Annotated in this window: 20 protein-coding genes; 9 read left to right on the top strand and 11 right to left on the bottom strand. The window is 65.6% G+C overall.

From position 1 onward, the window contains the following. On the top strand, nucleotides 1-802 hold an 802-nt coding region (locus B4L36_RS09450), incomplete at its 5' end, for an AAA family ATPase (protein WP_292955945.1). Nucleotides 803-966: 164 nt separating this feature from the next. On the opposite strand, the gene B4L36_RS09445 is transcribed toward B4L36_RS09450, so the two are convergent. From B4L36_RS09445 to betI, 6 genes are all read right to left on the bottom strand, one after another. Continuing rightward, a complete protein-coding gene (locus tag B4L36_RS09445; protein ID WP_292955942.1) occupies nucleotides 967-3,519 on the bottom strand; it encodes a penicillin-binding protein 1A in 2,553 nt (850 codons plus the stop codon). A gap of 92 nt (nucleotides 3,520-3,611) precedes the next feature. After that, nucleotides 3,612-4,826, bottom strand: a complete 1,215-nt coding sequence (locus B4L36_RS09440; RefSeq protein WP_292955939.1) for an N-acetylmuramoyl-L-alanine amidase — start codon at nucleotides 4,824-4,826, stop codon at nucleotides 3,612-3,614. After that, nucleotides 4,823-5,956, bottom strand: a complete 1,134-nt coding sequence (locus tag B4L36_RS09435) for a pyridoxal phosphate-dependent aminotransferase (RefSeq protein WP_292955936.1) — start codon at nucleotides 5,954-5,956, stop codon at nucleotides 4,823-4,825. The genes B4L36_RS09440 and B4L36_RS09435 overlap by 4 nt, the downstream gene beginning before the upstream one ends. A gap of 282 nt (nucleotides 5,957-6,238) precedes the next feature. Then, nucleotides 6,239-7,840, bottom strand: a complete 1,602-nt coding sequence (betA, locus tag B4L36_RS09430; RefSeq protein WP_292955933.1) for a choline dehydrogenase — start codon at nucleotides 7,838-7,840, stop codon at nucleotides 6,239-6,241. A 29-nt stretch (nucleotides 7,841-7,869) separates the two neighbouring features. Continuing rightward, nucleotides 7,870-9,315, bottom strand: coding sequence for a betaine-aldehyde dehydrogenase (gene betB, locus B4L36_RS09425; RefSeq protein ID WP_292955930.1), 1,446 nt, complete (start codon nucleotides 9,313-9,315; stop codon nucleotides 7,870-7,872). After that, the gene (gene betI, locus B4L36_RS09420; RefSeq protein WP_292955927.1) at nucleotides 9,312-9,878 is read right to left on the bottom strand and encodes a transcriptional regulator BetI; all 567 of its coding nucleotides are present in this window, start codon (nucleotides 9,876-9,878) and stop codon (nucleotides 9,312-9,314) included. Before betI ends, betB begins: the two co-directional genes overlap by 4 nt. An 88-nt stretch (nucleotides 9,879-9,966) precedes the next feature. Here betI and B4L36_RS09415 point away from each other — a divergent pair, with 88 nt between their 5' ends. From B4L36_RS09415 to choV, 3 genes are all read left to right on the top strand, one after another. Further along, nucleotides 9,967-10,911 carry a choline ABC transporter substrate-binding protein gene (locus B4L36_RS09415; protein ID WP_292955924.1) on the top strand — a complete coding sequence of 315 codons (945 nt, stop codon included), beginning with the start codon at nucleotides 9,967-9,969 and terminating at the stop codon, nucleotides 10,909-10,911. Nucleotides 10,912-11,026: 115 nt separating this feature from the next. Continuing rightward, nucleotides 11,027-11,875, top strand: a complete 849-nt coding sequence (choW, locus tag B4L36_RS09410) for a choline ABC transporter permease subunit (protein ID WP_292955921.1) — start codon at nucleotides 11,027-11,029, stop codon at nucleotides 11,873-11,875. Beyond that, a complete protein-coding gene (gene choV / locus B4L36_RS09405; protein WP_292955918.1) occupies nucleotides 11,872-12,891 on the top strand; it encodes a choline ABC transporter ATP-binding protein in 1,020 nt (339 codons plus the stop codon). Before choW ends, choV begins: the two co-directional genes overlap by 4 nt. A gap of 74 nt (nucleotides 12,892-12,965) precedes the next feature. Here choV and B4L36_RS09400 read toward each other — a convergent pair whose 3' ends face one another. Then, a complete protein-coding gene (locus B4L36_RS09400) occupies nucleotides 12,966-13,808 on the bottom strand; it encodes an ABC transporter permease (RefSeq protein ID WP_292955915.1) in 843 nt (280 codons plus the stop codon). 121 nt (nucleotides 13,809-13,929) lie between these two features. On the opposite strand from B4L36_RS09400, the gene B4L36_RS09395 reads away from it, so the two are divergent. The 3 genes from B4L36_RS09395 (at nucleotide 13,930) to B4L36_RS09385 (ending at nucleotide 17,364) form a co-directional block, all read left to right on the top strand. Next, nucleotides 13,930-15,423 carry a hypothetical protein gene (locus tag B4L36_RS09395; RefSeq protein WP_292955912.1) on the top strand — a complete coding sequence of 498 codons (1,494 nt, stop codon included), beginning with the start codon at nucleotides 13,930-13,932 and terminating at the stop codon, nucleotides 15,421-15,423. Then, nucleotides 15,420-16,100, top strand: coding sequence for an ABC transporter ATP-binding protein (locus tag B4L36_RS09390; protein ID WP_292955909.1), 681 nt, complete (start codon nucleotides 15,420-15,422; stop codon nucleotides 16,098-16,100). The genes B4L36_RS09395 and B4L36_RS09390 overlap by 4 nt, the downstream gene beginning before the upstream one ends. 100 nt (nucleotides 16,101-16,200) lie before the next feature. After that, the gene (locus B4L36_RS09385; protein WP_292955906.1) at nucleotides 16,201-17,364 is read left to right on the top strand and encodes an NAD-dependent epimerase/dehydratase family protein; all 1,164 of its coding nucleotides are present in this window, start codon (nucleotides 16,201-16,203) and stop codon (nucleotides 17,362-17,364) included. A gap of 99 nt (nucleotides 17,365-17,463) precedes the next feature. Here the strand turns inward: B4L36_RS09385 and B4L36_RS09380 are convergent, their stop codons facing one another. Together B4L36_RS09380 and B4L36_RS09375 are read right to left on the bottom strand one after the other, a co-directional pair. Further along, on the bottom strand, nucleotides 17,464-18,282 hold the full coding sequence (locus B4L36_RS09380) for an alpha/beta fold hydrolase (RefSeq protein WP_292955903.1): 819 nt from the start codon (nucleotides 18,280-18,282) through the stop codon (nucleotides 17,464-17,466). Nucleotides 18,283-18,399: 117 nt separating this feature from the next. Continuing rightward, nucleotides 18,400-18,789, bottom strand: a complete 390-nt coding sequence (locus B4L36_RS09375; protein WP_292955900.1) for a DUF2147 domain-containing protein — start codon at nucleotides 18,787-18,789, stop codon at nucleotides 18,400-18,402. Nucleotides 18,790-18,930: 141 nt separating this feature from the next. On the opposite strand from B4L36_RS09375, the gene hisA reads away from it, so the two are divergent. Then, the gene (gene hisA, locus B4L36_RS09370; protein WP_292955897.1) at nucleotides 18,931-19,647 is read left to right on the top strand and encodes a 1-(5-phosphoribosyl)-5-[(5-phosphoribosylamino)methylideneamino]imidazole-4-carboxamide isomerase; all 717 of its coding nucleotides are present in this window, start codon (nucleotides 18,931-18,933) and stop codon (nucleotides 19,645-19,647) included. A gap of 73 nt (nucleotides 19,648-19,720) precedes the next feature. After that, a complete protein-coding gene (locus B4L36_RS09365; RefSeq protein WP_292955894.1) occupies nucleotides 19,721-21,349 on the top strand; it encodes an FAD/NAD(P)-binding protein in 1,629 nt (542 codons plus the stop codon). Nucleotides 21,350-21,353: 4 nt separating this feature from the next. On the opposite strand, the gene B4L36_RS09360 is transcribed toward B4L36_RS09365, so the two are convergent. Beyond that, nucleotides 21,354-21,677 carry a 2Fe-2S iron-sulfur cluster-binding protein gene (locus B4L36_RS09360; RefSeq protein WP_292955891.1) on the bottom strand — a complete coding sequence of 108 codons (324 nt, stop codon included), beginning with the start codon at nucleotides 21,675-21,677 and terminating at the stop codon, nucleotides 21,354-21,356. Nucleotides 21,678-21,764: 87 nt separating this feature from the next. Continuing rightward, nucleotides 21,765-23,687, bottom strand: a complete 1,923-nt coding sequence (locus B4L36_RS09355; protein ID WP_292955888.1) for a tetratricopeptide repeat protein — start codon at nucleotides 23,685-23,687, stop codon at nucleotides 21,765-21,767. Nucleotides 23,688-23,768: the final 81 nt, after the last annotated feature.

The raw sequence follows: 23,768 nt of genomic DNA, 5'->3' as shown, positions 1-23,768 counted from the left end.
CGGCGTCGGCAAGACCGAGGTCGCCAAACAGCTTGCATCGATCCTGGGCGTCGAATTGCTGCGTTTCGACATGTCTGAATACATGGAGAAACACGCCGTCAGCCGCCTGATTGGCGCGCCGCCGGGTTATGTCGGTTTCGACCAGGGCGGGCTGCTGACCGACGGGGTCGACCAGCATCCGCATTCGGTGCTGCTGCTGGACGAAATCGAGAAGGCGCATCCGGATGTCTTCAACATCCTGTTGCAGGTGATGGATCATGGCAAGCTGACCGACCATAACGGTCGGCAGGTGGATTTCCGCAACGTGATCCTGATCATGACCTCGAATGCCGGTGCGGCGGACATGCAGAAGGCCGCCATCGGTTTTGGCCGCGACAAGCGCGAAGGCGAGGATACGGCGGCGATCGAGCGCACCTTCACGCCGGAATTCCGCAACCGTCTGGACGCCGTGATCAGCTTCGCGCCGCTGTCGCGCGAGGTCGTGGTCCATGTGGTCGAGAAGTTCGTGCTGCAACTGGAAGCGCAACTGATGGACCGCAACGTCCATATCGAACTGACCCCTGAGGCCGCCGACTGGCTGGCGGAAAAGGGCTATGACGATCAGATGGGCGCGCGTCCGCTGGGCCGGGTGATTCAGGAGAACATCAAGAAGCCTCTGGCCGAGGAATTGCTGTTCGGACGCCTGATGAAAGGTGGCGTGGTGCGGGTGAAGATCGAAGACGACAAGCCCGCCTTCGACATCACCGGTCCCGACGCGCCGCGAATCGGCAAATCGAGGACTCCGCTTTTGACGGCGGACTGACGCCAACCCTTGTTCTGACAGCCGACCAGACCGCCGGGCCATCGCCCGGCGGTTTTTTCGTTGCCGATCCCGGATGCCTGGGATGAACCTGCCCTGCCCCAGCCTCTGCGTCCGGGCGCGGCGCGACGGCCGGGCCCAGGGTCTGCGCAACGCGCGCGACGGTCTCAGTAAAGTCCGCCCGAGGACATGGTTCCGAAATCGGTGCTTCGCGGAATGACCTTGCGCTTGCCCGTCGAGGTGGTGATGGAGGTCGCGCCGCGCGAGCCTGATCCGGCCTCCCACGGCAGAACCGGCGTCGCATCACCAAATCCCGAAATCACCACCGGCGACAGCCAGTCGGGATCGGTGCCGTCGCGGAAATATTCGGCGATGACGTTGTCGCCCGAGGCAGAATCGGGCAGGCGCTGCCCGGTGAAGCGGTCGATCTTTACCCAGTATCCGCCGGGGGGAACCTTGAAATCGGTGCCGCCGAATTCCTTGATGGCCTGCCGCATGAAGGCATTGAAGACCGGCACGCACAGGGTTCCGCCAAAAGCGTTCGCGCCCAGCGTGCGGGGCTGGTCGTAACCCAGATAGCAGCCGGCGACGATGTTCGAGGAAAAGCCGATGAACCAGACGTCCTTGGCGTCGTTGGTCGTGCCGGTCTTGCCCGCGATCGGCACCGGCAGGTTCACCCCCTTGCCCGAGCCACGCTTGACCACGCCCTGCATCATCGAGGTCAGCTGATAGGCGGTAACCGCGTCCATCACCCTTTCGCGGTTCGATAAGATGACCGGCCCCTCTCCGGCGGGCCAGACTTCCCGGCTGCAGGTCTCGCAGACGCGCCGGTCATGGCGATAGATCGTGCGTCCGCGCCGGTCCTGAACCCGGTCCACCAGCGTCGGTTCGACCCGCTCGCCGCCATTGGCGAACATCGCATAGGCCGCGACCATGCGGAACAGCGTCGTCTCCTGCGCGCCAAGGGCATTGGCGAGAAAGGGCTTCAGCCGGTCATAGGCGCCGAACCGTTCGGCATATTCGGCGACGCGGTCCATGCCGATATCCTGGGCGATGCGGATCGTCATCAGGTTGCGCGATTGCTCGATCCCGGTCCGCATCGGCGACGGCCCGAAGTTTCGCCCGCCCGCGTTCTTGGGCTCCCACAGGCCCTCGGGCGTGTTCAGCGTGATCGGTTCGTCCAGAACGATGGTCGCGGGGGTGTAGTTGTTGTCCAGCGCGGCGGCATAGACGAATGGCTTGAAACTGGATCCCGGCTGCCGCATCGCCTGGGTCGCCCGGTTGAATACCGAAGATTGATAGGAAAATCCGCCCTGCATCGCCATGACCCGACCGGTATTGACATCCATCGCCATGAACCCGCCCTCGATCTCGGGCACCTGTCGCAGGGTCCAGCGGAGGAAGCTGCCGTCACTGTCCGAGACCATCGGCCTGACCAGCACCACATCGCCCACCGAAACCAGATCGCCCGCGACCTGCGCGCGCGGTCCCGGCCTGCCGCTGTCGCCATCCAGCTTGCGCGCCCATTGCACGTCCCTGGCAACGATCCAGTGGCCGTCCTGATTCTCCTCGATGCCCTCGATGCCGATCCGCGCGTCCGAGGCGCCCACCTCCAGCACGACGGCGGGCCGCCAGCCGGGAATGTCGCGCGGCACACGAGTGGCGAACAGCGCGCCGCGCCAGGTCGCCTCGTCCTGCAACTGATCCTCGGGGATGGTCTTGCCGGTGCCACGCCACAGGCCACGTCCGCGATCATATTGCTCCAGCGCCTCGCGCAGTGCCTCGGCGGCGGCGGCCTGCAGGTTGGGATCGACGGTGGCGCGGATGGTCAGACCTCCGCCGAAAAACTCGTCATAGCCGAATTCGCGGCTCAACTGGCGGCGAATCTCGTCGGTGAAATAGTCGCGCGTCGGCATTTGCTCGCGGAAATCGGGATAATCGCCGTTCTGCACCGATTTCAGCGGCAGCCTGGCCTCGGCCTGGTAGGTCGCCTCGTCGAGATAGCCGTTCTGCCACATCTCGCGCAGGACATAATTCCGGCGTTCGGTGACCCGGTCCTTCTGGCGCACGGGATGATAGCGGCCGGGTGCCTGCGGCAGCGCGGCCAGCATCGCCGCCTCATGCGGGGCCAGTTCGGTCAGCGACTTGTTGAAATAGACCTGCGCGGCCGCGGCGACGCCATAGCTGTTCTGGCCCAGATAGATCTCGTTCAGATAAAGTTCCAGGATCTTGTCCTTGGACAACGATCGTTCCAGCCGCGAGGCGAGGATCAGCTCCTTCACCTTCCTCTCGACGCTGCGGTCACTGGACAGCAGAAAATTCTTCATCACCTGCTGGGTGATGGTCGAGGCACCGCGCAACTCGCGTCCACCGGTGCGCGCGGCCTCGAATGCCGCTCCCACGATGCCGCGAATGTCGTAGCCGGGATGGACGTAGAAATTCTTGTCCTCGGCGCTGATGAACGCCTCCTTCACCAGAACCGGGATTTCCTCGACCGGCACGAAGATGCGCCGTTCCTCGGCGAATTCGTCGATCAGACGTCCCTCGCCGGAATAGATCCGGCTGATGGTCTTGGGGCTGTACTGGGCCAGCGTCTCGTAGCTGGGCAGATCGCGCGAATAGACCCAGAAAATGCCACCGACGGTCAGCGCCGCAAAGAAGCTCGCGGTCGTGATCCAGGAAAAGATCGCCCCGAAGAAGGACAGGATGGCGCGCAGCACGGTAGCGAGGCCTCTCGACTTGGTGAGATGTCTATAGCGGTGCGGCGGGGACGGGTCAAAACAACAACGCCGCCTCACAGGGCTGTGTGGGTCTATTGTCGCAGCATCGGGGCGCGCGTCGCCTGGTCGCGCGCCCAGCCCTGGACCGCCTGGGCCAGCGCCCGCACCATGCCCGCCCGCCAGGCGGGATCGGTCAGATTGGCCCGATCGGTCGAATCCGAGATGAATCCAAGCTCCAGCAGGACCGACGGGATGTCGGGCGATTTCAGCACCGAAAAGGCCGCGCCCTGCACCGGGTCGGCGTGCAGCCCGATCGCCATCAGCGCCATGCGCGAAGCCAGCCAGCGCGCGAAATCCTGCGACCGGGGCTGAATATCGGTGCGGGCGAAATCCATCATCGCGGCGGCCAGGGCATCATCCTGTCCCGACAGATCGACCCCGGTCAGCAGATCGTCGCGGTCATGGCGCAGCGTCAGTTGCGAGGCCGCGCGCGCATTCGAGGCCGGGTTCCAGACATAGATCGTCGCCCCCGCCGCCTGCCCCTCGGGCAAGGCATCGGCATGAAGCGAGATGAACAGATCCGCAGCCTCGGTTCGCGCGATGGTCGGACGGTTGTCCAGCCGGACGAATATGTCATCTTCGCGCGTCATCACCACCTCGATGCCGCGTTCCTCCAGCGCGTCGCGCAATTCCTGTCCGAAGGTGAGAACAAGATCGGCCTCGGTCTCTCCACCAGCCTCGGCGCCCGGGTCGAAACCGCCATGGCCGGGATCCAGCACCACCTTCAGCGCGGGTTTCGGCGGCATGGCGTCCTGCTTGACCGGGGGCGGCAGGTTCTGCATCGCCGTCGTCGCCGAGGGGCGCGGCGCGAAATCGGCCTCCTTCACCGGTGACAGCGAGACGCGGATCTCGGGCGCGGGGCGGCGGGTATCCTGACCGGCCTTCTCGATCCGGTAGGGTCCGGGCAGTTCCACCACGATCCGCCCCCAGCCGCGCCGGAACCGGCCCCAGCGGATCGCGGGCACATTGTCGGCACCGAACAGATCCGCCGCGTCAAGCCCGCTGAAATCGACGCCCTCAAGATCGACGATCAGCCGCGCCGGATCGGCAACCAGATAGGCGCGATAGGGCACCGCCCGGTCCAGCGTCAGGCGCAGTTCCAGCGGCGGTGGCCGGCCCCACCAGCCGCGCCCCGTCCGCACCAGCGCCGATGCACCCAGATCGGGCCGCGCCGGTTGTTCCTGTGCCGCCGCACCCTCGGCCAGCAACCCCAGCAGCAGCGCAAGGATCAGCGCCGCAACCCTCATCTTTGGGCCATGAACCGTTCCAGCCGCCGCAATCCCTCGGCAATGTCCGCGGTCGAGCGGGCATAGGAAAAGCGCAATGTGCGCGCGCCCCGCTGGGGATCGAAATCCAGCCCCGGCGTAGCCGCGACACCGGCCCTGTCAAGAATCTCGGCCGCAAAGGCCCGCGAATCCGGGGTCAGTTCCGAGACATCGGCATAGACATAAAAGGCGCCCTCCGGCGGTGCGATCCTGGCAAAGCCTGCCTTCGGCAGCGCCTCCAGCATCAAGCGGCGATTTTCGGAATAGACGGCCAGATTGGCCTCGGCCTCGTCGATGCAATCCAGCGCCGCAAGCGCCGCGACCTGGCTCGCATGGGGCGGGCAGATGAACAGGTTCTGCGCCAAACGTTCGACGATTCGCAGATGGCTGTCGGGAACGACCATCCAGCCTATTCTCCATCCAGTCATGGAAAAGTATTTGCTGAAGGAATTTACGACGAAAACCTCGTCCGTCACTTCAAGCGCGGAATGGCAGCGGTCACCATAGGACAACCCGTGATAGATCTCGTCCGAGATGACCGCCATGCCGCGCCCCCGGGCGGCGTCGGTCAGCGCCTGCAATTCGTCCAGCCGCAGCACCGTTCCGGACGGATTGCCCGGCGAGGCGAGGATCAGCCCCTCGGCCCGTGGCAATTCCTGCGGCCGCGGCTGGTAGCGGTCGACAGACCGCGTCGGGATGCCCACGGGTTCCAGCGACATGGCTCGAAGGATCTGGCGATACGAGGGATAGCCGGGATACCCCATCGCCACCCGGTCGCCCGCATCGAACAGCGCGGAAAAAGCCAGAATGAAGGCGCCGCTGCTGCCGGGGGTGACGACCACGCGCGCGGGATCCAGTTCGACACCATACCAGCGCCGGTAAAGCCCCGCGATCCCCTGCCGCAATTGCGGCAGACCCAATGCCCCGGTATAGCCCAGCGGCTGGTCCAGCGCGCGCGCCAGCGCCTTGCGGGCACCTTGCGGGGCGGGGGTGCCGGGCTGGCCGACCTCCATATGAATGATGTGGCGGCCCTCGGCCTCGGCGCGAGAGGCGGCCTCCATCACGTCCATGACGATGAACGGGTCCACCTGCCCGCGAACGGAATGTCGCATTTGCTGCCTGCCTCGATCTTTCGTTTTGCACCTTCTACCGCGAGCCACGTCCCGGCTCTAGCCTTTTGGCGGGCTCATGCAGCCTTCTACCCGCATTTCTGGCCGGATTCTTCACGATTGCCGCAAATCGCAGAAATGCCGGCATCATGCCCGTTCGCCGCTCTGGTCCGCCTGAAACTGGATGCCGGGATGCTATCCCGCAAGGAAATCTCCACGCCCTCGCGCTCTTTCCAAATACCTCGGGGGAGTCGCCGCAGGCGACGGGGGCAGCGCCCCCGCGCTTCAGGCCCGGAGCATCGTCCGGCCCAGGATGTGATCGGCCGCCTTCTCGCCCGTCATGATCGAGGGGGCGTTCAGGTTTCCGTTGGTGATACGCGGAAAGACCGAGGAATCGGCCACGCGCAGCCCTTCGACCCCGATCACGCGCAGTTCCGGATCGACCACGGCCTCGGGGTCGCCCGGCTGGCCGATCCTTGCAGTCCCGCAGGGGTGATAGGCCGATTCCGCGTGCTCACGAATGAAGGCGTCGATCTGGGCATCGGTCACGACCTCGCCGCCGGGCTGGATTTCATCACCGCGATATTCCTTGAAAGCGGGTTGATCGAAGATCCTGCGAGTCAGGCGCACGCAGGCGCGAAACTCTTTCCAGTCATCTGGATGCGACATGTAATTGAAGTGAATTACAGGGGGCTTTTCGGGATCGGACGAGTCCAGCCTGACAGAGCCGCGCGATTTCGACCGCATCGGCCCGACATGGGCCTGAAAGCCATGACCGCTGGCCGCCGCCTTGCCGTCATAGCGCACGGCCAGCGGCAGAAAGTGATACTGGATGTCGGGATAATCGACACCCTCGCCCGAGCAGATGAAGCCGCAGCTTTCGAACTGGTTCGACGCGCCCAGACCCGTCTTTTGCAGGAGCCATTCGATCCCGACCCGGCTTTTGCCCAGAAGGTTGTAGTAGGTATACAGGCTGACCGGCTTCAATGCCTTGTATTGCATATATATTTCAAGGTGATCCTGCAGATTTGCGCCGACGCCGGGACGATCCGCGCGGACCCTGATTTCGTGTTCGCGCAGGTGATCGGCCGGGCCGATCCCCGACAGCATCAGCAGTTTCGGCGTGTTGATCGAACTGGCCGACAGGATCACCTCGCGGCCCGCACCGACCGTCTCGATCCTGCCCTTGCGCTGGATTTCGACCCCGGTGGCGCGGTTGCCGACAAAGATGACGCGCCGCGCAAGCGCCCGGATGACCCTCAGTTTGCCCGACTTCAGCGCCGGGCGCAGATAGGCGTTGGCGGCGGACCAGCGACGTCCCCGCCAGATCGTCGCCTCCATGGGGCCGAAACCCTCCTGATTTTCGCCGTTGTAGTCGGGCGTATAGGGCCATCCGGCCTGCTGGCCGGCCTCGATGAAGGCATTGAACAGCGGATTGCGGCGCTTGCCGCGCGTCACGTGCAGGGGCCCGTCCGTGCCGCGCAGCGGGCTGTCGCCGCCGTGCCAGTTTTCCATGCGCTTGAAGTAGGGCAGCACATCGGCATAGCCCCATCCGGTCGCGCCCTGATCGGCCCAATGGTCGAAATCCTTGCGGTTGCCGCGCACGAAGACCATGCCGTTGATCGAGGACGATCCGCCCAGCACCTTGCCGCGCGGGGTGGCAAGGCGGCGGCCGCCCAGATGGTCCTCGGGGGCGCTGGAGAAGCCCCAGTCATAGCGGGGCATGTTCATCGGATAGGACAGCGCGCCCGGCATCTGGATGAAGATCCCGAAATCGCTGCCGCCGAATTCGATCAGAGCGACGGTCCGGCCGGCCTCGGTCAGACGGTAGGCCAGCGCGCAGCCTGCGCTTCCCGCTCCGACAATGACATAATCCGGTTGAGACATCGTTTATAACCCCTTGTCAGGATTTCATTTCAATAGGGCGCCTCGACCCCGCCCATACCCACATAGACGGACTTCAGTTGCGAGTAGTGTTCGATCGCGGCGGCGGAATTCTCGCGCCCCAGACCGGACAGTTTCACGCCACCGAAAGGCATTTCGACCGGCGTCAGATTATAGGCGTTGATCCAGCAGGTGCCGGCTTCCAGCGCCGCAGCGACCCGGTGGCCGCGCGCCAGATCCCGTGTGAAGACGCCTGCGGCAAGCCCGAACCCGGTATCATTGGCGCGGCCGATCACCTCGTCCTCGTCGCGGAAGGACAGCGTGGTCATGACCGGGCCGAAGATTTCGTCGCGCGCGATCACCATGTCGTCGGAGGCATCGGTGAAGACGGTGGGCGGAACAAAGGCGCCCTCGCCCGGCCCGCCGCACAGGATCCGCGCCCCGGCGGCCTGCCCCTGCGCGATCATGGCGCGGATCTTTCCGGCCTGGGCGGGACTGACGATGGGCCCATGCTGGGTTTCGGGATCAAGCGGATCGCCCATCTTCACCTCGCCCAAACGCTGGGACAGGCGATCCAGAAACGCCTCGCGGATGCCTTCCTGCAGGAACACGCGGGTGCCGTTGGAGCAGATCTGGCCCGACGAATAGAAGTTTGCCAGCACGGCGGCGCCGACCGCGTCTTCCAGATCGGCATCGTCAAAGACGATCAGCGGCGACTTGCCGCCCAGCTCCATCGTGACATGGCGCATTCCCTCGGCCGCCGCTGCATAGACGCGCCGCCCGGTGGGGACCGATCCGGTCAGCGAGACCTTGGCGACATGCGGGTCGCCCACCAGCGCCGCGCCAACCTGACCGCCGCCCTGAACCACGCTGAAGATCCCTGCGGGCAAACCGGCCTCGGCCAGAATCTCGGCCAGTTTCAAGGCGCCTAGCGGAGTTTCTTCGGACGGTTTGAAGACCATGGCATTGCCCATGACCAGCGCCGGCGCCGCCTTCCAGCAGGCGATCTGGCTGGGATAGTTCCAGGCACCGATGCCGGCGCAGACGCCAAGCGCCTCGCGTCGCGTATAGGCCCAGTCGCGGCCCAGCGGGATCATCTGGCCGGTCAGGCCGGCCGCCAGCCCACCGAAGAATTCCAGCGCCGCCGCCCCCGATTCCCAATCGGCGACCAGCGTTTCCTGAATCGGCTTTCCGGTATCCAGCGTCTCCAGCCGCGACAGATCCGCGTTGCGGTCTCGGATGATGGCGGCCGCACGGATCAGGACGCGGCCGCGTTCGACCGGCGCCAGGGCGGCCCATGCGGGCTGCGCCCCCGCCGCCGCGCGACAGGCATCGGCGACTTGTGCCGGGCTGGCTTCGCGCAGCGAGGCGATTTCCTCGCCGGTATAGGGATAGAGGACGGGCAGAACCGCGCCCTCGCCCTCGACCGGGCGTCCGGCGATGAAAAGGCTGGCTTCGGGTTGGGCAATGTGGCTCATGACAGGGCCTCTTCCAGATAATCCTTGATGGTTTTCAGCGCCGCGACGGGATCGGTTGGGCCCGGCGTCAGCACCGCGCGCAGATAGACTCCGTCGATCAGCGCGCCGACGGTGCGGGCGGTCTGGTGCGGCTGGTCGCTGAGCCCGCGCAAGGCCACGACCAGGTTCGACTGCAACCGTCTGTGATAGACCCGCAAGAGCCGCGCGGCCTGAGCGTCCGTCAACGACAGGACATAGAAATTCAGCCATGCGCTGATCGTCTCGCGCTGGAAATTCTGCGGCGCGAAACTGGCCTCGACGATCGCGTCCAGCCGCCCGCGCCGCCCGCGTCCGGGCAGCGATTCAAGCACCGAATTGCCATAAACCCGCAAGATATAGCGCATCGCTTGCAGGAACAGTTGGTCCTTCGAGCCGAAATAGTGATGTGCCAGGGCCGGCGACATGCCGGCCCGGCGCGCGATCTGGGCCACGGTCACGTCCAGCGAGCCCGCGCGCCCGACCTCGAAGATCGTGGCGTTGATTAACGCGGCTTTTCGGATAGGCTCGGCGCCGAGTTTGGGCATGAACGGACCTGACGGGCTGGAATTCCGGTTGCTTTTCGTGTCTAACCCACCTTTAATTGACTGGTCAATCAAGAACAGGGAGTCAGACATGAATCAGACATTCATCGCAGCCGCGCTGGCGCTTGGCACCGCGCTGAGCAGCGGGACCGCCTATGCGCAGGAATCCGGCCAGTGCCGGAAGGTGACCTTCTCGGATGTGGGCTGGACCGACATCACCGCGACGACGGCGCTGGCCTCGACCGTGCTGCAGGCGATCGGCTATGATACCGAGACCAAGATCCTGTCGGTGCCGGTGACCTATACCGCGCTGTCGACCGATGATGTGGATATTTTCCTGGGCAACTGGATGCCAACGATGGAGGCCGACATCGCCCCCTATCGCGATGCGGGCACGGTGGATACGGTGCGCACCAACCTGACCGGCGCCAAATACACCCTGGCCACGAACCAGGCCGGTGCCGATCTGGGCATCGACGATTTCAGCAAGATCGCCGGGCAGAAGGACGCGCTGGACGGCAAGATCTATGGCATCGAGCCCGGCAATGACGGCAATCGGCTGCTTCTGGAAATGGTGGCCAATGACAAGTTCGGCCTGGGCACGTTCGAGGTGGTCGAATCCAGCGAACAGGGAATGCTGGCCCAGGTCGGGCGCGCGGTGAATGCCGGCAAGCCGATTGTCTTTCTGGGATGGGAGCCGCATCCGATGAACGCCCAGTTCAAGATGACCTATCTGTCGGGCGGCGACGACGTGTTCGGCCCCGATTTCGGCGGCGCCGAGGTGCGCACGAACACGCGCGCAGGCTATGTCAGCGAATGTCCCAATGTCGGCAAGTTCCTGGAGAACCTGGAATTCACCCTGCCGATGGAAAACGAGGTCATGGGCAAGATCCTGAACGACGGACAGGACCCGATGGCTGCCGCGAAGGAATGGCTGCAAGCCAATCCCGATGCCGCAAAGCCCTGGCTGGACGGCGTGACCACGGTGGACGGCAACGACGCGCAGGCGGCGCTGGACGCGGCGCTTCAGGGCTGAGCCGCGCAACAACAGTGAACGGCCCCGCCGCCTTGCCCGAGGCGGCGGGGCGCCATGCCGGAACCGGCGCGGGGCCATGCCGCCAGACAGGCGCGCCGAAACGAGGGAACCATTGATGGATTGGCTGACAGGACTGGTGACAGACAACAAGATCCCGGTCGGGGCCACGGCCAAGGCCGTCTTCGACTGGCTGAACGCCAATGCCGCCTGGCTGTTCAACGCGCTGTCCGCCGCGATGGACTGGCTGATCGGGCGCATCCTGGCCGGGCTGGAATTTCCCTCTCCCTTCGCCTTCATCGCCATCGCCGTCGCGTTGACCTTTGCGTTGCAACGCAACTGGAAGACCTGCCTTCTGGTCGCGCTTGGGCTGCTGTTCATCCTCAACCAGGGTTACTGGAACGAGATGCAGCAATCGCTGACGCTGGTTCTGGCGGCCTGCATCGTCTGCATGGCGATCGGCGTGCCAATCGGCATCGCCGCCGCGCACCGGCCGCGGCTGTATTCATGGATGCGCCCGGTTCTCGATCTGATGCAGACGCTGCCGACCTTCGTCTACCTGATCCCGGCCATCGTCTTTTTCGGCATCGGCATGGTGCCGGGCCTTCTGGCCACCGTCATCTTCGTGCTGCCCGCGCCGATCCGGTTGACCCAGCTTGGCATCAGTTCGACCCCGGATTCGCTGATCGAGGCCGCGCGGGCCTTCGGGGCCACCAACCGGCAGCTTCTGTGGAAGGTGGAACTGCCAAGCGCCCTGCCCCAGATCATGGCGGGACTGAACCAGACCATCATGCTGTCGCTGTCGATGGTGGTGATCGCGGCTCTGGTGGGCGCATCGGGGCTGGGCGTGCCGGTGGTCAGGGCGCTGAACAGCGTCAATACGTCGCTGGGTTTCGAATCGGGCTTCGTGATCGTGGTCGTCGCGATCCTGCTGGACCGGATGCTGCGCATGGAGGGGCGGAAATGACCGACGAGACACCGAATGCCGTCGAATTCGACAAGGTCAGCATCGTCTTCGGCGACAGGCCGGAAGCCGCCCTGCCGCTGATGGATGAGGGGCAGGACCGTGGCCCGATCAAGGAAAAGACCGGGCAGGTTCTGGGCGTGCACGATTGCAGCGTGAATGTCCGCCAGGGCGAGATTCTGGTGCTGATGGGGCTGTCGGGTTCGGGCAAATCCACCCTGCTGCGCGCGGTCAATGCCTTGAACCATGTCTGCCGCGGCGAGGTCCGGGTCTGGGACGGGTCGGGCATGATCTCGGTCACCGGCGCGGGGCGACGGTCCTTGCGCGATATCCGGCTGCGCCATGTCGCGATGGTGTTTCAGCAATTCGGCCTGCTGCCCTGGCGCACCGTGCGCGAGAATGTCGGGCTGGGGCTGGAACTGGCCGGCATGTCCGTCAAGCAGCGCCGGGACAAGGTGGACCGACAGCTTGAAACCGTGGGTCTTTCGGACTGGGCCGACCGCAAGGTGGGCGAATTGTCGGGTGGAATGCAGCAGCGCGTGGGTCTGGCCCGCGCCTTCGCCACCGATGCGCCGATCCTGCTGATGGACGAGCCTTTCAGCGCGCTGGATCCGCTGATCCGGGCGCGGTTGCAGGATGAATTGCTGGAATTGCAGGCCAAGACGCAGCGCACCATCATCTTCGTCAGCCATGATCTGGACGAGGCCTTCAAGCTGGGCAACCGGATCGCGCTGATGGAGGGCGGCCGCATCGTCCAGATCGGCACCGCGCGCGAGATCATCGCCAACCCGGTCAACGATTATGTGGCCGATTTCGTGGCGCACATGAACCCGCTGGGCGTGCTGACCGCATCGGACGTGGCGCAGCCGGGCGAGGCCCAGGGCACGCCGGTGCCGCGCGACATGCCGGTGCGCGACGTGATGAATCTGCTGGCGCAGACGACCGCGCTGCCGGTCGAGGGTGGCGGCTGCGTCACCCGAGACGGCGTGCTGGCCCGGCTGATCGACCCGCGCGGCTGAGGCGCGCGGCGCAGGCGGCCTTTCCGCCGCGGACCCTCCGCGGCTGGCAGTCGGCCCTGGTCAGGCCTGTGCCGTCAACTGTTGATCAGATCGCGGTGATAGCGTTGCAGAAATGCCAGACCGACCAGAATCAGGACCAGGCCGACTCCGAACACATAGAGATAACTGATGTAGTCGCCCGGATAGGACGGGTAGAAAGAACGCCGCATCTGGCCGACGACATGGACCAGCGGATTGTACCAGATCCATTTCTGCATCGCGTCCGGCACATCGTCATAGATGAAGAAGATGGCCGACAGCAGGAACAGCGGCCGGGTGACGATGGACCAGATCTGTTGCCACCACGGAAAGGCCGTGAACAGGAAGCAGTTCACCGTGCCCACTCCGATGGCGATCGTGAAGACCATAAGGAAGGCCAGCGCGATCCCGATGACCTGTGGATCGGTGCGGGTCTCTTGCGTCGTCACGATGAAGCTGAAGACGATATAGGCGACCAGCAACTGCGTGATGACATTGAAGAACACCTTGGCCAGCAGCGCGTCCATGAAGGTCACGGCCGGATAATCCAGAAGCGCACGCGAGGACTTGATCGACTGCGCGATCCGGCCCGAGACCGAGAGGAAGCCGATGAAGGGGATCACGCCGGTGGCGTAGAAGATCGCGAAATTGGTTCCCATCGGCGGCGTCCGGAACCCCAGCGAGAAGATCAGCGTCAGCAGCATGATGCCGCCGACAGGCTCGGCGATGGCCCACAGATAGCCGCCGGGCGAACTGCCATAGGAATTGGCCATCTCGCGCAGCACCAGCGCCATGATGGCGCGCAGGCTGGCGAAGCGGCGCTGTCTGTGCACCTCGCGCAGGCCGCCGGGGCCACGCCCCGCTGCGTCCTTGCTTCGCGGAAAGAAAATCTTGGCCATGGCCTGCGGCTCGCTGCCGTTGGAGAAGACGATCCCGCAACAGGATCGGCGCTGGCATAGCGCGGTCTCTTTATGTATGACACCCGGCGACAGTTCAACCGACAGGCGGGAGTGAGCAGCCATGTCCGCCCCAGAAAAGACCCCGCGATCCGGCCAGCCGGTCGAGCCCCCCTCGGCGCAGGCAGAGGACGGCGACAGGCCCGCCTTCCTGCAGCGCGGAGCCGACCATCAGCGGCCCGCCGATACGTCCGGCACGGCTGCCGCCGCCGATGGTGATCCGAAGGCAGCGGCGCCCGCTGCCGCGCAGGGGGGCCGCGCCGCGGCAGGTCAGGACCCGGCATCGGCCAGGCGCCAGGGTGGCGGCGGCGCGCAAGCGGGCGCCGCGACCGGCAAACCGGCGCAGCCCCTGACCGCTGCCCAGCGTGCCCGGCGCCAGCAGATCATGCAGCAGCGCCGCGCAGCCGAACAGAAGGCGCGGCCGCAGCAACCGGTGCGCCCGGTTGCCGGGCTTGCCCGGCCCAAGGCCCGTCATCTGGCCATCGCGCTGAGCTTTGTCCTGCTGGTGGTGGCTCCGGTCGCGGTCAGCGGCTGGTATCTCTATGCCCGCGCGGCGGATCAATTCGCCTCGTTCGTGGGTTTCTCGGTGCGCAGCGAAAGCGGGCCGACCGGGTCCGAATTGCTGGGCGGTCTGGGATCGCTGATCGGCGCGACCAGTTCTTCGGGCAGCGATACCGACATCCTCTACAAGTTCATCCAGAGCCGCGACCTGGTCGAGCGGGTCAACAAGCGCATGGATTTGCGCGCGATCTGGTCCAAGCCCGAGGGCGATCCGGTCTTCAGCTTTCGTGGCAACGATTCGCTGGAATCGCTGCTGGCCGAATGGGAACGCAAGGTCCGCGTCTATTACGACAATGGCATGATCGACCTGCGGGTGCTGTCTTTCGATCCCACCGATTCCCGCCAGATCGCGCAGGCCATCCTTGATGAGGGAACGCTGCTGATCAACCAGTTGAACGATGTCGCCCGCGAGGATTCGCTGCGCTATGCCCGCACCGAACTGGATGACGCGCTGGCGCGGCTGAAACAGGCGCGGCAGGCGGTCAGCGAATTCCGGAACCGCCACCAGCTGGTCGATCCTTCGGCCGATGTGCAGGGCCAGGTCGGTGTCGTGACCTCGCTGAACCAGCAACTGGCCGAAGAACTGGTCTCGCTGGGGATGCTGCAAGCCAATGCGCAGGCGAACGATCCCCGGATCGAGCAGACCCAGCTTCGCATCAACGTCATCCGCGACCAGATCGACGCCGAGCGCCGGAAATTCGGCTCGGACAGCGAATCGGGCGAGGTTCTGTCCGATATCGTGGGGCAATATGAATCGCTGTCGATAGACCGGCAATTCGCCGAACAGACCTATACCGCCGCGCTGGCCGCCTATGACACCGCCCGCGCCGAGGCGAACCGGCAATCGCGATACCTGGCAGCCTATGTGAAACCGACGCTGGCGCAAGAGGCGGAATATCCCGAACGCGCCAAGCTGCTGCTGATCCTGGGCGGGTTCCTGATGCTGCTCTGGGTCATCGGCGTGCTGATCTATTACAGCCTGCGCGACCGGCGATGATCCGGCTGGAGAACCTGACCAAGATCTATTCTCTGGACGGCCGCAACAAGACTGTCGCGGACCGGATCAACGCAACCTTTCCAACCGGCGTCTCGGTCGGGTTGCTGGGGCGGAACGGAGCCGGCAAATCCTCGTTGCTGCGGATGATCTCGGGGGCGATGCTGCCCACCTCGGGGCGGATCCTTTCCAATGGCAGGATCAGCTGGCCGGTCGGCTTTACCGGGTCCTTCAACAAGGAACTGACGGGCGAGCAGAACACCCGCTTCGTGGCCCGCGTCTATGGCGTCGATACCGAGGAAATGAGCGCCTTCGTCGAGGATTTCGCCGAACTGGGCGAACATTTCCATCTGCCGATCCGGACCTATTCCTCGGGCATGAGGGCGCGGCTGGCCTTTGGCATGTCAATGGCGGTGCCCTTCGACACCTATCTTGTCGACGAGGTCTCGGCCCCGGGCGACGCCGCCTTCAAGGCCAAGTCGATGCGGGTCTTCGCGGCCCGGATGGCCAGCGCGGGGGCTTTGGTCGTGTCGCATTCCATGGGCCAGATGCGCAACATGTGCGAGGCCGGCGCGGTTCTGGAAAATGGCAGGCTGTCCTATTTCCACGACATCGAGGACGCCATTGCCGCCCATCTCGAGAACATGGACAGCACAAGGCCGCACCGCGCACGAAAATAGGCGGTTTTGCGACGGCGGGATGACAGGGCGGCCGCGGCATATGGCATCGCCCGGTTGCCCGGTCTAAGAAGCGGGCGAGGCGATCGCACAGGGGTTTTCCATGAAGATCATCGTTCTGGGCGGAGACGGTTTCTGCGGCTGGCCGACAGCGCTGCACCTGTCCGCGCGCGGCCATGACATCATCATCGTCGACAACCTGTCGCGCCGGAAGATCGATGTCGAACTCGAGGTCGCAAGCCTGACCCCGATCCGCCCGCTGGGCGAACGTGTGCGCGCCTGGCGGGATCTGACCGGCCGCGCGATCCGGGTCGAGAACTTTACAGTAGGCAAGCACTATCATCGCCTGCTGACGCTGCTGCGCGACGAACGTCCCGACGCGGTGATCCATTTCGCCGAACAGCGCGCCGCGCCCTATTCGATGAAATCCAGCTGGCACAAGCGCTATACGGTCAACAACAACCTGAACGCGACCAATGACGTGCTGGCCGCGATCGTGGAAAGCGGCCAGGACATCCATCTGGTCCATCTGGGCACGATGGGCGTCTACGGCTACGGCACCGCCGGCATGAAGATCCCCGAGGGCTATCTGGACGTGGTGGTCGAGACCGAAAACGGCCCGCACCGCCAGGAAATCCTCTATCCCGCCAATCCGGGCAGCATCTACCACATGACCAAGACCCAGGATCAGCTTTTCTTCTTCTATTACAACAAGAACGATGGCGTCAGGATCACCGATCTGCATCAGGGGATCGTCTGGGGCACCCAGACCGAGGAAACCCGCATCGACGATCGGCTGATCAACAGGTTCGACTACGACGGCGATTACGGCACGGTGCTGAACCGGTTCCTGATGCAGGCGGCAATCGGATATCCGCTGACGGTCCACGGCACCGGCGGCCAGACCCGCGCCTTCATCCATATTCAGGACACCTGCCGCTGCATTGAACTGGCGCTGCTGAATCCGCCCGCACCGGGCGACCGGGTCAGCATCCTCAACCAGATGACCGAGACGCATCGCGTTCGCGATCTGGCGCGCATGATCGCCGATCAGACCGGGGTCGAGACGGCGTTCCTGAAAAACCCCCGCAACGAGGCCGACGAGAACGATCTGCACGTCGCCAACGACCGCTTTCTGGGCCTGGGCCTGCAGCCGATCCGGCTGCAGGACGGCCTGCTGACCGAGGTGCAGGAGATCGCGCGCAAATATGCCGACCGCTGCGACCGCGACAAGATTCCCTGCCTGTCACAATGGCGGACCGGCTGAAGGCCCGCAGACCCCGGAAACGGTCGCGCACCCGCGATCCTGCCGATCGCGCCGTCCTGTCGCCGAGGGGATACCGCAACAGGGTCTGAACCGGTCCGGTCAGCCGAGAAAATCCAGAAGATCGCGCACCACGCGGTCGGGCTCGGTCGCCGTCAGCCCGTGGGGGGCGCCTTCGTATTCGATCAGCGTCGCATGAGGAACCAGTTTCGCCATCCGTCGCGCCGTCGCCGCGATGGGAACGGTCTTGTCGCCGGTGCCGTGGATCACCAGCGTCGGCACCGTGATCTGCGCGGCGTCGGCGGTAAAGTCGGTCAACCCGAAAGCGTTGACGCATTCCAGCGTGGCACGCGGGCTGGCGATCATCGCCATGTCGCGCGACCATTCCAGGATCGCGTCGCTGACGCCTCCCGTCTCGGTGTCCTGCCCATAGAAATCCTTGAAGAATTCGGCAAGAAATGCCGGACGATCCTGACGCAGCCCCTCGCGGATACCCTCGAAGACATCGCGGGTGACACCCTCGGGATTGTCGTCGGATTTCAGCATTCCCGGCGCCACGGACGAGATGAAGACCGCCTTCGACACGCCCTTTCCACCATGGCGGCCGAAATAGCGCGCCACTTCGCCCCCACCCATCGAGAAGCCGACGATGGCGGCGTCAGTCAGGCCAAGCGTCTCGATCACGGCCGCCAGATCGTCCGACAGCACGTCGTAGTCATAGCCCTCCCAGGGCTGGCCCGAGCGGCCAAAGCCGCGCCGGTCATAGCTGATCACGCGGAAACCTGCCTCGGCCAGTTTCACGGCCTGGTATTCCCAGCTATCCGCGTTCAGCGGCCAGCCATGGATCAGCACGACCGGCCGGCCCTGACCCCAGTCCTTGACATGGATCTCTGTTCCGTCCTTGGCATTGACCATCGGCATTTCGCGTTCCTTTCGGTTCCAGGATTCCAAGATCCCCTTCCCTCACCGAACGCAGATGCGCGGACAGGGTTGCCCCCCGCCCGCGTTTCTCTTTGCCAAGCGACCGAAACGGTGCGATCAGCGGATCCGCACCCAGGTCTGCGATTTGCAGATCAGGCCGCCCGCGACGCAGCCCGACAGGCTCATCCTGTCGCCCGAGACGCTGGCCTTGCCGCGGTAGATCTTGTCATTGGCCGGCCGCCATACCTTGCCGGTGTAGGTGTTGCCGCCCTGCGGGGCCATGTCGATGACGATCCGGCGGCCGAGATTGGGCGATCTGTATTCGGCCTTGTCCTTGAAGGTGCGGCTGATATCGCCGCAGAAGGCGCCGCCGCAGGGCTTGATCGTCACATAGGCAAAGGCGCCCTCGTCGGGCTGGGTCTGCCAGACGCCCTCGATCGGGTCGGCATTGGCGGTGGTGCCGGCCATGGCGAAGGCCAGCGTGGCGGCAATGATCACAGGGCGCATCGTTTCTCCTCCCAAGGGATGCTGTCGGGGCTACAGTGCCGCCCGGTCAGGTTCCGGGCAAGCGTGACGTTGGGACCGGGGCTTTCCCTTGCCCTCGGGTCATGGCAAAGGGCGGGCGAAGGACAGACCGAAGGGCCAGCCATGATCCTCTATCCCGCCATCGACCTGAAGGACGGCCAATGCGTGCGCCTGCTGCGCGGAGACATGCAGGCCGCGACCGTCTTCGGCAGCGATCCGGCAGCGCAGGCCCGCGCCTTTCAGGATGCCGGCGCCGAGTGGCTGCATCTGGTCGACCTGAACGGCGCCTTTGCCGGCAAGCCGGTCAATGGCGCCGCGGTCGAGGCGATACTGGCAGCGATCGACATCCCGGCCCAGCTGGGCGGCGGCATCCGCGACATGGCCACCATCGAAACCTGGCTGAATCGCGGTCTGAGGCGGGTGATTCTGGGCACCGTCGCGGTCGAGAATCCCGATCTCGTGCGCGAGGCGGCGGATGCCTTTCCGGGCCGGATCGCCGTCGGCATCGACGCCCGCGCCGGCCGTGTCGCGACGCGCGGCTGGGCCACCGAAACCGCCGTCAGCGCGACCGATCTGGCCAATCGCTTCGAGGACGCGGGCGTGGCTGCGATCATCTATACCGACATTGACCGCGACGGCGCGATGGGTGGGCCCAACCTGGCCGCGACCGAGGCATTGGCGCGGGCGGTCAACATTCCTGTCATTGCCTCGGGCGGGGTTGCTTCGCTGGCGGATTTGCAGGCTCTGGCCGGAACGCGGGTGATCGCGGGCGCGATCTCGGGACGCGCGCTTTATGACGGGGCGCTGGATCTGGGCGCGGCGCTGGCGGCCCTGCGCTGACGCCACATGGCGCCGGCAACCCGGCCTGCCCGCCGCGCGTTGTGCCGCGAGGCAGGAAATGGAACGGCAGGACATGACGACCGGAACCGAAACATGCCGGATCGCGGTGATCGGCGCGGGTCCGCGCGCCCTTGGCGCGCTTGAGGCGCTGATCCGCCGCGACCGGGACGCGGCCTTTCGAATCGAGATTTTCGACCCCCGTCCCTGGCCCGGCGCCGGGCCGAATTTCAGCCCGGATCAAAGCGGTCTTTGCAAGCTGAACCTGCCTCTGCGATCGATTGATCTGGGCCGCGCGCCCTGGGACGGAGCTGATTTCGCGGAAGGAACGGGCGGCCCGGCAGCGGCCGAACGCTTTCCGGCGCGGGCCGAACTGGGCGGTTATCTGGCCGCGCGGCTGGCACGGCTGATGGCGCGGACCGGGATCGCTGTCACGCCGCGCCGGATCACCGGCATCCGGCGCCGCAACGAGGCCTGGTTTCTGGAGGATGGCGCGTCGCGTCACGGCCCCTATGACGAGGTGCTGCTGGCGCAGGGCCAGCCCGCCACGATGCCCGACAAACAGTTGGAGACATGGCGCGATCATGCCGAACGGCACGGCCTTGACCTGGTCGCGGCCTATCCCGATCACCGGCTGCTGCGTCAGGCGCAGAACTGGGCCGGCAAGCCCGTCGGCGTGCGTGGTCTCGGCCTGTCGACGCTGGACGTGGTGCGGCTGCTGACGCTGGGCCTGGGCGGACGCTTCGCCGACGGCCGATACCACCGGTCAGGCCGCGAACCCGCGCGCATCCTGCCCTTTTCGCTGGACGGCCACGCGCCGGCGCCCAAGCCCGCCGATGCCACGCAGGATGCACATTTCGAGCCGACCGAGACCGAAACCCGCGCCTTTCGCGCGGCCGTCGCGCAGGCGATGGCGGAAGGTCCGGACCAGGCTCTGGCCATCATCTGCGATGCCATTCACGGCCCCGTCCTGCGGATCCTGTCCGACACCGGCGGTGCCGCCGATGCCGGGGCGCTGAATGCATGGCTGTCTGCCGAACGCGAAAAACCCGGCTCGCAGGAGGATCGCCCGGCGGCCACGGCGCTGCGCGCGGCGATCGACGAGGCGCATGGGCGCGCGCCGCCCTCGGCCGGTTATGTCACCGGCCAGCTCATGCGGAAATGGCAGAACGCCCTGCGGCAGGGCTTCAATCCCAACCCGGCGGCACCGGCGACGGCGGCGGCCATCGTGGGCTTCGATGACGGGCTGAAACGCTTCTCCTACGGGCCGCCCGTCGCCTCGGCCCAGGAATTGCTGATCCTGATCCAGGACGGTCTGGTCGATCCCCGCGCGGCCCACGACCCCGATATCGTGATGACCGGCACCGGCTGGCGGCTGGTCGAACATGATACCACCGCCGAGGTCGCGGCGATGGTCGATGCGGTCCTGCCGCCGCCCGATCTGGGACGGCTGGACGATCCGCTGATGCGGGGGCTGATCGATTCAGGCCGCGTGACAGCGATCGAGAAGGGGCTTGGCGCGCGGATCAGGCCGGACGGGCGGCTGATCGGCCGAGATGGCAGCGTTCAGCCCGGCCTCTGCCTGCTGGGTCGGCTGGCGATGGGCAGCGTGATCGCAGCGGATTCGATCCACGATTGCTTCGGCGCGGCCGCCGATCGCTGGGCCCAGGGCGTCGCCGCGCGGGTGCGCGATCACACCGGCTGAGGGATCAGATCTGCTTTTCGGGCATCTGCACCACAAGCCCGTCCAGGTCGTCGGTCACCTTGAGCTGGCAGGTCAGGCGCGACCGGTCGGGATCGGGCTCATAGGCGAAATCCAGCATGTCCTCTTCCATCGGATCCTTGGCCGGCAGTCGATCCACCCATCCCGGATCGACATAGACATGACAGGTCGAACAGGCGCAGGCGCCGCCGCAATCGGCGTCGATTCCGGGGATGCCGTTGTCGCGCGCGCCCTCCATCACGGTCATTCCGGTCTTCACATCGACTTCGTGCCGGGTGCCGTTATGCTCGATATAGGTAATCTTGGCCATCTGCGGGATCCCCTGTCTTTGCGAGGCCAGATAGGCCATTGGGCGGGCGATGAAAAGGGGCGGGCGATCACGACGCGGAAGGTGCGGTCACGGATCGGCCAGTTTGCGGCGCAGCACTCTGCCTTGCCAGCGCAGGCTGGCCCGGTCCGGCCAGATTGCCTCGGCTCGTTCCAGCGCGTCCAGTGCCTGCCCCGCACGGCCCAGGGCTGCCGCGCGCCGCGCCATCGACAGATGCAAAAGCGGGTTGTCAGGGCAAAGCGCGATGGCGTCGGCCAGGAATTCCTCGGCCGCCCCGACATTTCCCAGCCGCCAGCAGGTATCGGCCAGCCGCTTGCGGGTCAGGACTTCGCCGGGCCGCACCCGGTCCAGCCAGTGCAGCAGCCGCAAAGCACGGGCATAGCGGCCGTGCAGCGACAGGATCGCCGCCGCCAGGCCCAGCCATGCGGCCCGATCCGGCCCCGGATCAGGCGGGGCCTTGCCGGCTTTCAGCGCCGCTTCCGGCGGTTCCGGCCGCAGATCAAGAAAGGCCATTTTTTGCGGCAGTTCCGGCCAGCGGCGCATCCCCTGCCGGGCCGCCTCGTCCTTCAGCAATTCCTCCCAATCGCAGAGATAGGACCAACCGGGCGCGACGGCGGATCCGGCCGCCGGATCCCGCGCAGCCAGCGATTTCGCAAGTTTCGGGGCGATCATCAGCATCCGCGAGACCGGACAATCACGCCCGATATAAAGCCGGGCGAAAGCATCGCGCAGCCCGGCTTCACTGGTTTTCAGCGAAAACAGCCAACCCAGGAAGGCATCGGCACTGGCCGGATCGTCGGGGGCCTTGCGCGCGGCGATCAGATCCAGCGCCTGTTGGCACAGCTTTCTGTCCCGCGGCAGGATGCGGGGATCGGCCATGGCCGCGCGCGCCGCCCGTGCGGCCAGCGCGTCATCGCCCGCGTGCAGTGCACTCAGCGCCACGATACGGCGCAGGAAGGGATGGCGGCGAATGTCGTCGGGCCGCGAAGACAGCGCCGTCGCCAGCACCATCCCCTGTCCCGTCGCATCGGCGTGGCTGGCGGCGAATTGCGCCGATTGCGCCAGATCGCCGCTGGCATAGAAGCTGCCGGGCCGGCCGATCACCCGTTCCAGCAGGTGCTGGGAGGCTTGCAGACGAACCGCGTCGGGCAATTCCCTGGGCAGGGCGATCAGGCGCGCGCTGCCCATCGCGGCGGCCGCGCGCGAGAACGCGCTGCCGCCCGGCGCGCCGATATGCGCGCAACCGGCCATCAGCATCACCTCCAGCACGTCACGTTCAGCCGGTTTCAGCGCCCCCAGATCCAGCAGCCGGTCCACCGGCACGATCCGCTCATGCGCGGCCGCCAGATGCGCCGCCGCCCCCGGCGTGTCGCTGAAGACGATCACCGGCCCCTCTGTGGCATCGGTCCAGGCCAGGCAGAATTCGTCAGGCACATATTTTTCAGGCCAAGAACTGAGCGACCACGGCTCTCCGTCAAGCAGATCACCGCGTCTAAGATGGATCGCGCTGGCCTCCTCCAGCGACCCGCCCCAGGCCTCCAGCTTCGCGCGCGCCGACCGCAATTCCGCCTTCAGCCGCCGGGCCAGGGGCAAGGTCTTTGCAATGGCCGCGATTTCCGCCCTTGCCGCGGCGACATCCTCGCCCATGAAGGTGACGGCCTCGAAGGCCGCGTCGCTGTGAAATCGCTGCCCCTCGGCCAGATTGCGGGAGAATTGCGCCGCGTCCACGATCGGCGAGATCGCCGTCAGATTCGTTCTCGCATCCAGATTCGGCTTGCGGCTGACGATTCCGATATGGCGGGCGACGAAATCGGCCTGCAGGAAATCGTTCGGATCGACCAGTTCGGGATAGGGTCCATCCGGTTCGGCCAGCCACAGAAACCGGGCCTGGGTGTCGAATTTCCGCCCCAGCCGCAGGATGTTCAGCAAACCGATCAGCCGCGCTCCGATCCTGTCCTTGCGAAATCCGATGATCGAGGGGCCGCCGTTCACATCCGCTCCTGGTCGTGGTTGGCCAAACGCTAAGGCTCGCGGTCGTAAATGACCAGCTGTTCAGTCCCGGCATCTGGTGGA

Source organism: Paracoccus sp. UBA889 (genome assembly GCA_002294185.1).
Classification (GTDB): Bacteria; Pseudomonadota; Alphaproteobacteria; order Rhodobacterales; family Rhodobacteraceae; genus Paracoccus.
Note: the sequence above shows the minus strand (reverse complement) of the source record. Positions and strands in the feature narration are given on the sequence as shown.

Coding starts and splice junctions, on each gene's coding strand:
- choV (WP_292955918.1), top strand. CDS start 11,872: ATGACCGACGAGACACCGAATGCCGTCGAATTCGACAAGGTCAGCATC.
- B4L36_RS09395 (WP_292955912.1), top strand. CDS start 13,930: ATGTCCGCCCCAGAAAAGACCCCGCGATCCGGCCAGCCGGTCGAGCCC.
- B4L36_RS09435 (WP_292955936.1), bottom strand. CDS start 5,956: ATGCGACATTCCGTTCGCGGGCAGGTGGACCCGTTCATCGTCATGGAC.
- B4L36_RS09365 (WP_292955894.1), top strand. CDS start 19,721: ATGACGACCGGAACCGAAACATGCCGGATCGCGGTGATCGGCGCGGGT.
- B4L36_RS09400 (WP_292955915.1), bottom strand. CDS start 13,808: ATGGCCAAGATTTTCTTTCCGCGAAGCAAGGACGCAGCGGGGCGTGGC.
- B4L36_RS09385 (WP_292955906.1), top strand. CDS start 16,201: ATGAAGATCATCGTTCTGGGCGGAGACGGTTTCTGCGGCTGGCCGACA.
- betA (WP_292955933.1), bottom strand. CDS start 7,840: ATGTCTCAACCGGATTATGTCATTGTCGGAGCGGGAAGCGCAGGCTGC.
- B4L36_RS09440 (WP_292955939.1), bottom strand. CDS start 4,826: ATGAGGGTTGCGGCGCTGATCCTTGCGCTGCTGCTGGGGTTGCTGGCC.
- B4L36_RS09380 (WP_292955903.1), bottom strand. CDS start 18,282: ATGCCGATGGTCAATGCCAAGGACGGAACAGAGATCCATGTCAAGGAC.
- B4L36_RS09360 (WP_292955891.1), bottom strand. CDS start 21,677: ATGGCCAAGATTACCTATATCGAGCATAACGGCACCCGGCACGAAGTC.
- betB (WP_292955930.1), bottom strand. CDS start 9,315: ATGAGCCACATTGCCCAACCCGAAGCCAGCCTTTTCATCGCCGGACGC.
- betI (WP_292955927.1), bottom strand. CDS start 9,878: ATGCCCAAACTCGGCGCCGAGCCTATCCGAAAAGCCGCGTTAATCAAC.
- B4L36_RS09415 (WP_292955924.1), top strand. CDS start 9,967: ATGAATCAGACATTCATCGCAGCCGCGCTGGCGCTTGGCACCGCGCTG.
- B4L36_RS09390 (WP_292955909.1), top strand. CDS start 15,420: ATGATCCGGCTGGAGAACCTGACCAAGATCTATTCTCTGGACGGCCGC.
- hisA (WP_292955897.1), top strand. CDS start 18,931: ATGATCCTCTATCCCGCCATCGACCTGAAGGACGGCCAATGCGTGCGC.
- choW (WP_292955921.1), top strand. CDS start 11,027: ATGGATTGGCTGACAGGACTGGTGACAGACAACAAGATCCCGGTCGGG.
- B4L36_RS09375 (WP_292955900.1), bottom strand. CDS start 18,789: ATGCGCCCTGTGATCATTGCCGCCACGCTGGCCTTCGCCATGGCCGGC.